The sequence below is a fragment of the Aeromonas sp. JL9 genome, from assembly GCF_024436075.1.
GTDB lineage: Bacteria > Pseudomonadota > Gammaproteobacteria > Enterobacterales > Aeromonadaceae > Aeromonas > Aeromonas veronii.
In genome coordinates this window covers 42,866-49,600 of the sequence record NZ_JANFNV010000031.1, presented here as the reverse complement: position 1 = coordinate 49,600, position 6,735 = coordinate 42,866, and the positions used below count along the sequence as shown (strand labels likewise).

At 54.7% G+C, this 6,735-nt stretch carries 7 protein-coding genes; 4 read left to right on the top strand and 3 right to left on the bottom strand.

Features of this window, described 5'->3' with window-relative positions; translation table 11 throughout:
- Positions 1 to 7 precede the first annotated feature (7 nt).
- Together NOM06_RS17615 and NOM06_RS17610 are read right to left on the bottom strand one after the other, a co-directional pair.
- Entirely contained in the window at positions 8 to 259 is a 252-nt protein-coding gene (locus tag NOM06_RS17615) for a hypothetical protein (protein ID WP_255912572.1), read from the bottom strand.
- 383 nt (positions 260 to 642) lie between these two features.
- The gene (locus NOM06_RS17610; protein ID WP_255912570.1) at positions 643 to 1,158 is read right to left on the bottom strand and encodes a transposase; all 516 of its coding nucleotides are present in this window, start codon (positions 1,156 to 1,158) and stop codon (positions 643 to 645) included.
- 589 nt (positions 1,159 to 1,747) lie between these two features.
- Between NOM06_RS17610 and NOM06_RS17605 the strand changes: the two genes are divergently transcribed.
- Entirely contained in the window at positions 1,748 to 2,125 is a 378-nt protein-coding gene (locus tag NOM06_RS17605) for a hypothetical protein (RefSeq protein ID WP_255912568.1), read from the top strand.
- A gap of 225 nt (positions 2,126 to 2,350) precedes the next feature.
- Positions 2,351 to 2,932: a DUF1349 domain-containing protein gene (locus tag NOM06_RS17600; RefSeq protein ID WP_204481328.1), complete on the top strand. Its 582-nt coding sequence runs from the start codon at positions 2,351 to 2,353 to the stop codon at positions 2,930 to 2,932.
- Positions 2,933 to 3,012: 80 nt separating this feature from the next.
- On the opposite strand, the gene rimO is transcribed toward NOM06_RS17600, so the two are convergent.
- A complete protein-coding gene (gene rimO, locus NOM06_RS17595; protein WP_255912566.1) occupies positions 3,013 to 4,440 on the bottom strand; it encodes a 30S ribosomal protein S12 methylthiotransferase RimO in 1,428 nt (475 codons plus the stop codon).
- Between the two features lie 603 nt (positions 4,441 to 5,043).
- On the opposite strand from rimO, the gene kduI reads away from it, so the two are divergent.
- Positions 5,044 to 5,880, top strand: a complete 837-nt coding sequence (kduI, locus tag NOM06_RS17590) for a 5-dehydro-4-deoxy-D-glucuronate isomerase (RefSeq protein ID WP_042020308.1) — start codon at positions 5,044 to 5,046, stop codon at positions 5,878 to 5,880.
- 27 nt (positions 5,881 to 5,907) lie between these two features.
- Positions 5,908 to 6,726 carry a 2-dehydro-3-deoxy-D-gluconate 5-dehydrogenase KduD gene (gene kduD, locus NOM06_RS17585; RefSeq protein ID WP_255912564.1) on the top strand — a complete coding sequence of 273 codons (819 nt, stop codon included), beginning with the start codon at positions 5,908 to 5,910 and terminating at the stop codon, positions 6,724 to 6,726.
- Positions 6,727 to 6,735: the final 9 nt, after the last annotated feature.

Genomic DNA, 6,735 nt, shown 5'->3' with positions numbered 1-6,735 from the left:
CGTTTTGTTATCCGGTTTGAAGCCGTATGACCACTCCCTTTTGTGGGCAACTGTCAGGTGAATACCATCTCCATACAGATAGTAGGCAATTTTCAGCCTCTAAAAACCACGACAACGCTGTAACTAATTTGTCTTTCTCATCATCAATTATTTGTTTTTTCTTTTGGTTTTTAAAGGCAAATGAAGCGCCAATATAAGTTGAAAAAACAGGTACGAGAATCATCTTAGATAAATTTAATATACTTTCATAAAAGTCCATCTCAATGCCTCTTTTGAAAGTGAATAGTGATTAGAGGGAAGGTGGTACTAACACGTTATCACGTATGTTGGGCTAACCCTCGTAGGTTGGTGCTAAACGAACTGAAGCCCAACGTTTACCGTGAAAGCTAAAATTTATTTGGTTGTTGATTTTGGTATGATCAAAATTTATCTTGTTTTGGAAATAATATCTCTCATTTGTTGGGCTTCGCTACGCTCAGCACCAACCTACACGAACTGAAGCTCAACGTTTACCGAGAAAGATAAATTTGATTTTGGTTATCGATTTAATATGGTCAAAAATTGTCTTTTTTGGGAAATCATATCTCCCGTTTGTTGGGCTTCGCTGCGCTCAGCGCCAACCTACAATACATCCCTAGCCGATTATTCCCGACCCGAGTCACTATCAATTGCCCAATCCGGCCCTATCCATCCTGCGGCGATATGGCGATGGATGGAGGAGTAAGGCCAATCGACCGGTTTGTCACAATAACCATGTTTGACCGGATTGAAATGGATGTAATCGACATGGGCTTGCAGATCCTTGTCATCCCGGATCAGATGCTCCCAATAACGGCGTTGCCAGATACCGCGTTCCCGTTTTCTGAGTCGGCTCTCCCGTATCCGCTCTGTTTTGGCAATGCCCCGTGAAAAGCCTGCCTTGATCAGAGACCAGCGCATGGGATAGTCACTGTCACCCGGTGGTAGTTGCCAGATGGCATGGAGATGATCCGGCATCACCACCATGGCAATAATCTCGAAGGGGTGTTGCTGTTTGACGTGGCGGAGCACTTCGCGCAGCAGGTCGATATGATGTACCAGCAGATCTTGCTTTCGGTCAGCTAGGTTGACGGTGAAGAACCAACATGCCTCACTGGTTGTTGCTCGGCGATAGCGCATGGTTCTCCTTTCCGGAAATATCCAGTCTGTTCGATTGCACCGAATGGCCACCAACTGACCGAGGGCATACGTGTTGGGCTTCGCTGCGCTCAGCGCCAACCTACGCAATGCATCAATCACTGTGCAAAGCCCCACGCTACCGCCCGTGGATTACAGCTTCCAAATTGCTTCATTAACCAACGGGGGCCGCAGCCCATCGCAACAATAGGCACCGGATGGCTATCATAAGCCTCGCCGATCTGGATGTGCCAGTCAGAAGATGACGTAACCATCCGAAATATCTACGTTTTATGAGCTGGCTCAAGAAATTGTTGAAGCGGGCACTGGATTCCCATGGCCCTTGATTTTATTGGGGTTGGCGGGAAGGAATAAGGCTGGCTTGCCGCTGAGAAGGGGCTGGCGGGGGTTAATCCCGCGCGGCCAATCGGCGTTATAGTGCGGGCGATGGTTGCCCTCTGCTCCCTCTCCCAAGCTGGCGAGGAGGGGGATCTGCGGCAACAATCAGCTGTTGCAATCACAGCCATTTGCAACACATCGTCATGCAAATATGACTATGCAAACACATCACCAGATAGAGAGGAGATCTCCCATGAAGCGTACCATCCTGTTCGGCCTGCTCTGCGGCAGCGTGCTGCTGGCCAATCCGGTCTTTGCCAACGACGCAGCCCAGTTGCAGTGCGAGGCGCAGGCCGCGGCCAAAAAACTTAACGGCGCCGCCAAGACCAGCTTTGTCGGCAAGTGCGTGAAAGATGCCGCCGGTGCCAAGACGGGCGAATGCGAGAAGGCGGCCGCCGACAAGAAACTGGCTGGAGCGGCCAAGAACAGCTTTATCCAGAAGTGCGTGAAGACGGGCGCGGCGATCGATCCGGCGGCCAAGTGCGAGAAGGCGGCGGCCGACAAGAAGCTGGCCGGCGCGGCCAAGAACAGCTTTGTCCAGAAGTGCGTGAAGGATAGCGCCGCCAAGTAAGGCATTTTCTCATCCGGTGTGTTTGCGGGGGGCCATCAGGCCCCCCGCGCTTTTTGGGGCGCAGTGATGGCGCAACGCACAAGCCTTGTATCGGGGCGGCAATAGCGACACTATTGACTCCTTTTATGGATTCCGCAGAGGCGCAGCCATAACCTGCCGTTACCGGACGAGGCGTTGGCGAGCCCCATTTGTGCGGGATTACGCACGATAAGGGAGCAAAGCAGGATGATGGAAGGGATGGAATGGCGCTGGCTAAATGAGCCTGCCGAGTGGCATCAGACAGACGACGGTTTGCAGGTGGTGACAGACCAGCAGACCGATTTTTGGCGTAGCACCTGGTATGGCTTCGAGCGCCACAGCGGCCATGTTTATGGCTGCGAGGTGGCGGGTGAGTTTACCTTTCAGGTCTGCGTCGAGGGGGAGTTCACCACCCTCTACGATCAGGCGGGGCTGATGCTGCTGCAAGACGACGCGCACTGGCTCAAGGCGGGGATCGAGTACAACGACGATCAGCCGATGATCGGCAGCGTGCTGACCAATCCGCGCTCTGACTGGGCCACCGGCATCTTCACCGGCAATCCACGCCGTTTCTGGCTGCGGCTGACCCGGCTGGCCGATTGTCTGCGCCTGCAATACTCCACCGATGGCAAGGTGTGGCCGCTGCTGCGTCTCGCCCCGTTTCCGCCAAGCGAAAGTTGCTTTATCGGGGTGATGTGCTGCACACCGGAGCGGCAGGGGTTGGCGGTGCGTTTCTCTGACTGGCGCCTCACACCGCCTCTTGGCAAGGCGCTCCATGATTTGAGCTAGGCCAGCGGTTTTGCCTGCGACATTGAGCCAATAAAAAAGCGCCCGCAGGCGCTTTTTTCATTTGGCTGGTAAGGCCTCAATTAGCTGATCAGGCTGGCCCACAGGTCATATTCGTCGGATTCGTCGATCCGCACCTTGACCATGTCCCCCGGCTTGAGGCCGGTTTCGCCGTTGAGGTAGACCAGACCGTCGATCTCCGGCGCATCGGCGAAGGAGCGGCCAGTGGCACCCTCTTCGTCCACTTCGTCGATGATAACGGTCATCTCCTGACCCACTTTGCGGGCCAGCTTGCGGATGGAGACCTGCTGTTGCAGCTCCATAAAGCGCTGGAAGCGCTCTTCCTGAATCTCTTCCGGTACCGGATCCGGCAGCTCGTTGGCCAGCGCTCCTTCGACCGGGCTGTATTTGAAGCAGCCGACGCGATCCAGCTCCGCCTTGTCGATAAAGTCCAGCAGCATCTGGAAATCTTCCTCGGTCTCGCCCGGGAAGCCGACGATAAAGGTGGAGCGCAGGGTGATCTGCGGGCAGATCTCGCGCCACTTCTGGATCCGCTCCAGAGTACGCTCGACCGAACCCGGGCGCTTCATCAGTTTCAGGATGCGCGGGCTGGCGTGCTGCAGCGGGATGTCGAGGTAGGGCAGGATCTTGCCATCGCGCATCAGCGGGATGACGTCATCTACGTGCGGGTAGGGGTAGACGTAGTGCAGGCGCACCCAGATGTCGAGCTTGGCCAGCTCTTCGCACAGGGCGACCATGCTGGTCTTGACCGGCATGCCGTCGTAGAAACCGGTGCGGTGCTTCACATCGACGCCGTAGGCGGAGGTGTCCTGGGAGATCACCAGCAGCTCCTTCACGCCGGCCTCTTTCAGGCGCTTGGCTTCTGCCAGCACGTCGCCGATGGGGCGGCTCACCAGATCCCCGCGCATGGAGGGGATGATGCAGAAGGTGCAGCGGTGGTTGCAACCCTCGGAAATCTTCAGATAGGCGTAGTGGCGCGGGGTCAGCTTGACGCCGTGGGCCGGTACCAGACTGGTGAAGGGGTTGTGCTGCGGCTTCTCCACATATTTGTGGACGTGACCCAGCACCTCTTCATAGGCGTGGGGGCCGGTGATCTCGAGCACCTTGGGATGGATCTCGCGGATCTGGTTCTCTTTGGCACCCAAGCAGCCGGTGACGATCACCTTGCCGTTCTCGGCCAGCGCTTCGCCGATCGCTTCCAGCGACTCTTGCACCGCGCTGTCGATAAAGCCGCAGGTGTTGACGACGACCAGCTCGGCATCGTCATAGCTGGGCACCACATCGTACCCTTCGGTACGCAGCTGGGTCAGGATGCGCTCGGAATCGACCAGGTTTTTGGGGCATCCCAAGCTCACAAAACCAATCCTTGGGTGATGAGACCTAATAATGCTGGAAGTCGCTTGTTGGACAGGTTGGTTGTCCAATGGCTGAGCCTGCGTGGTTGCAGGCGTCAGGCTGTCTGAGCTGGGGTCAAAACGGTTGACAGTCATAGGGGGTCGCTGGTCACTGATGCAAAAAAAGATGGCGGATTATACCTGATGAGCAGGAAAGAGGAAGAATATGGCTGGGTGTTTTTTAATCTACTTTTCCAGAGACTCATGGGTATTTCTAATATTTTTACGGGGGCGTTGGGGAGAGGTAGGCGAGTGCCTGATGAGCCAGACTGAAAACTCACCACAATGTTGCCTTGTTCTGGCCTGCATTATATGCGTCAACCATAAACAAATGAGTCTATCCTCCAACTGCAAAGTGGGGTTTGTACAAAACTCACTCGCTATCATCTTGGTACCCAAGAATCACCCGGATGGCACGAAGAAGGGTTCACTTTACAAAGAGAACTCAGCTCAGGGATGACTCCTGTGCTCTCAGCAGCTATTTCCATCCCCATATCGCTACTACTTACCGACTTGCCTTTGTGGCCTGACAAACACCCGAAGTGTCAGTTTCCCGGAATTAGCTCAAAATCACAAAATCAAAACAACGTTTCACTTTTAAATTGATGGCGTTTCCATTTATTGGTATCGTGCGTTCCACAAAGTAAAGCGTAAGTACGCAGTCATTGATGCCGTAAAGGCCCTGAATTGAGGTTCATTATGCAAATTCGTCAAAGCATCCATAGCGACCATGCCAAGCAACTTGATACTCAGGGCCTGCGCCGTGAGTTTCTGGTTGAGGAGATCTTCACCCCGAACAAGCTGACCATGACCTACAGCCACATCGATCGCATCGTGTTCGGTGGCATGATGCCGGTCAACGGCCCGCTTGGCTTCTCAGACGAGCTAGGTAAAACCTTTGGTGTCAGCTATTTCCTCGAACGTCGCGAGCTTGGGCTTATCAACATCGGTGGCCCCGGTGTGGTTACTGTGGATGGAACCACCTTTGAAGTCGGTAATGCCGAAGCGCTTTACGTGGGACAGGGCGCCAGGGAGCTAAGTTTTGCCAGCGTCGATGCCTCGCAACCGGCCAAGTTTTACTACAACAGTGCTCCGGCCCACATGCATTTCCCGACCCGCAAAGTCACCAAGGAGCAGGCTTCCCCCAGCACCATCGGTGACGCGTCTACCAGCAACCGTCGCACCATCTACAAATACCTGGTGCCGGATGTACTGCCGACCTGTCAATTGGTAATGGGCATGACCCAGCTGGAGGAAGGTAGTTTGTGGAACACCATGCCTTGCCACACTCATGAGCGTCGTATGGAGGTCTACTTCTACTTCAACATGAAAGAGGATGCGGCTGTATTCCACATGATGGGCAAGCCTGACGAGACTCGCCATTTGCTGATCCACAACGAGCAGGCAGTGATCTCGCCAAGTTGGTCCATTCACTCCGGAGTAGGTACCCAGGCTTATACCTTTATCTGGGGCATGGTCGGCGAGAATCAGGTGTTCGGTGACATGGATCATGTTGCCATCGAGGATCTGCGTTAATTCCCTTTATGTCCGGGCCCGCTTCAGATGGCCCGCATCACCACCATCAAGACTGTCACGCTGGGTGGCAGCAGAGGAAATAAGATGATTCTCAATGCATTCGATTTGAAGGGTAAGATTGCCATCGTGACCGGTTGCGATACCGGTCTGGGTCAGGGTATGGCGTTGGGCCTGGCTCAGGCAGGCTGTGACATCGTTGGTGTCAACATTGTCGAGCCTACCGATACCATTGCCAAGGTCGAGGCCATTGGCCGCCAGTTCCTTAGTCTCAAGGCCGATGTCAGCAAGGTTGATACCTTACCAGGACTGGTGGATCAAGCCGTCTCCCGGTTTGGTCGGGTCGACATCCTGGTCAACAACGCTGGCATCATTCGCCGAGAAGACGCCATCAACTTCAGCGAGAAGGACTGGGATGATGTGATGAACATCAACATCAAGAGCGTCTTCTTCATGTCCCAAGCAGTCGCGAAGCAGTTTATCGCTCAGGGCCAGGGCGGCAAGATCATTAATATTGCCTCCATGCTCTCGTATCAGGGCGGGATCAGGGTGCCTTCCTACACAGCCTCCAAGAGCGGCGTGATGGGGATCACCCGCCTGCTGGCCAATGAATGGGCAAGCCAAGGTATCAACGTGAACGCCATTGCTCCCGGTTACATGGCCACCAACAATACGACAGCTCTGCGTGCAGATGAGGATCGCAATGCCGCCATTCTGGAACGAATCCCGGCCGGACGTTGGGGTGTACCCGATGACATGATGGGCCCGGCAGTCTTCCTTGCCTCTGCGGCTTCCGACTACATCAATGGTTACACAATCGCAGTGGATGGTGGCTGGTTGGCCCGCTGATCTCTTAAG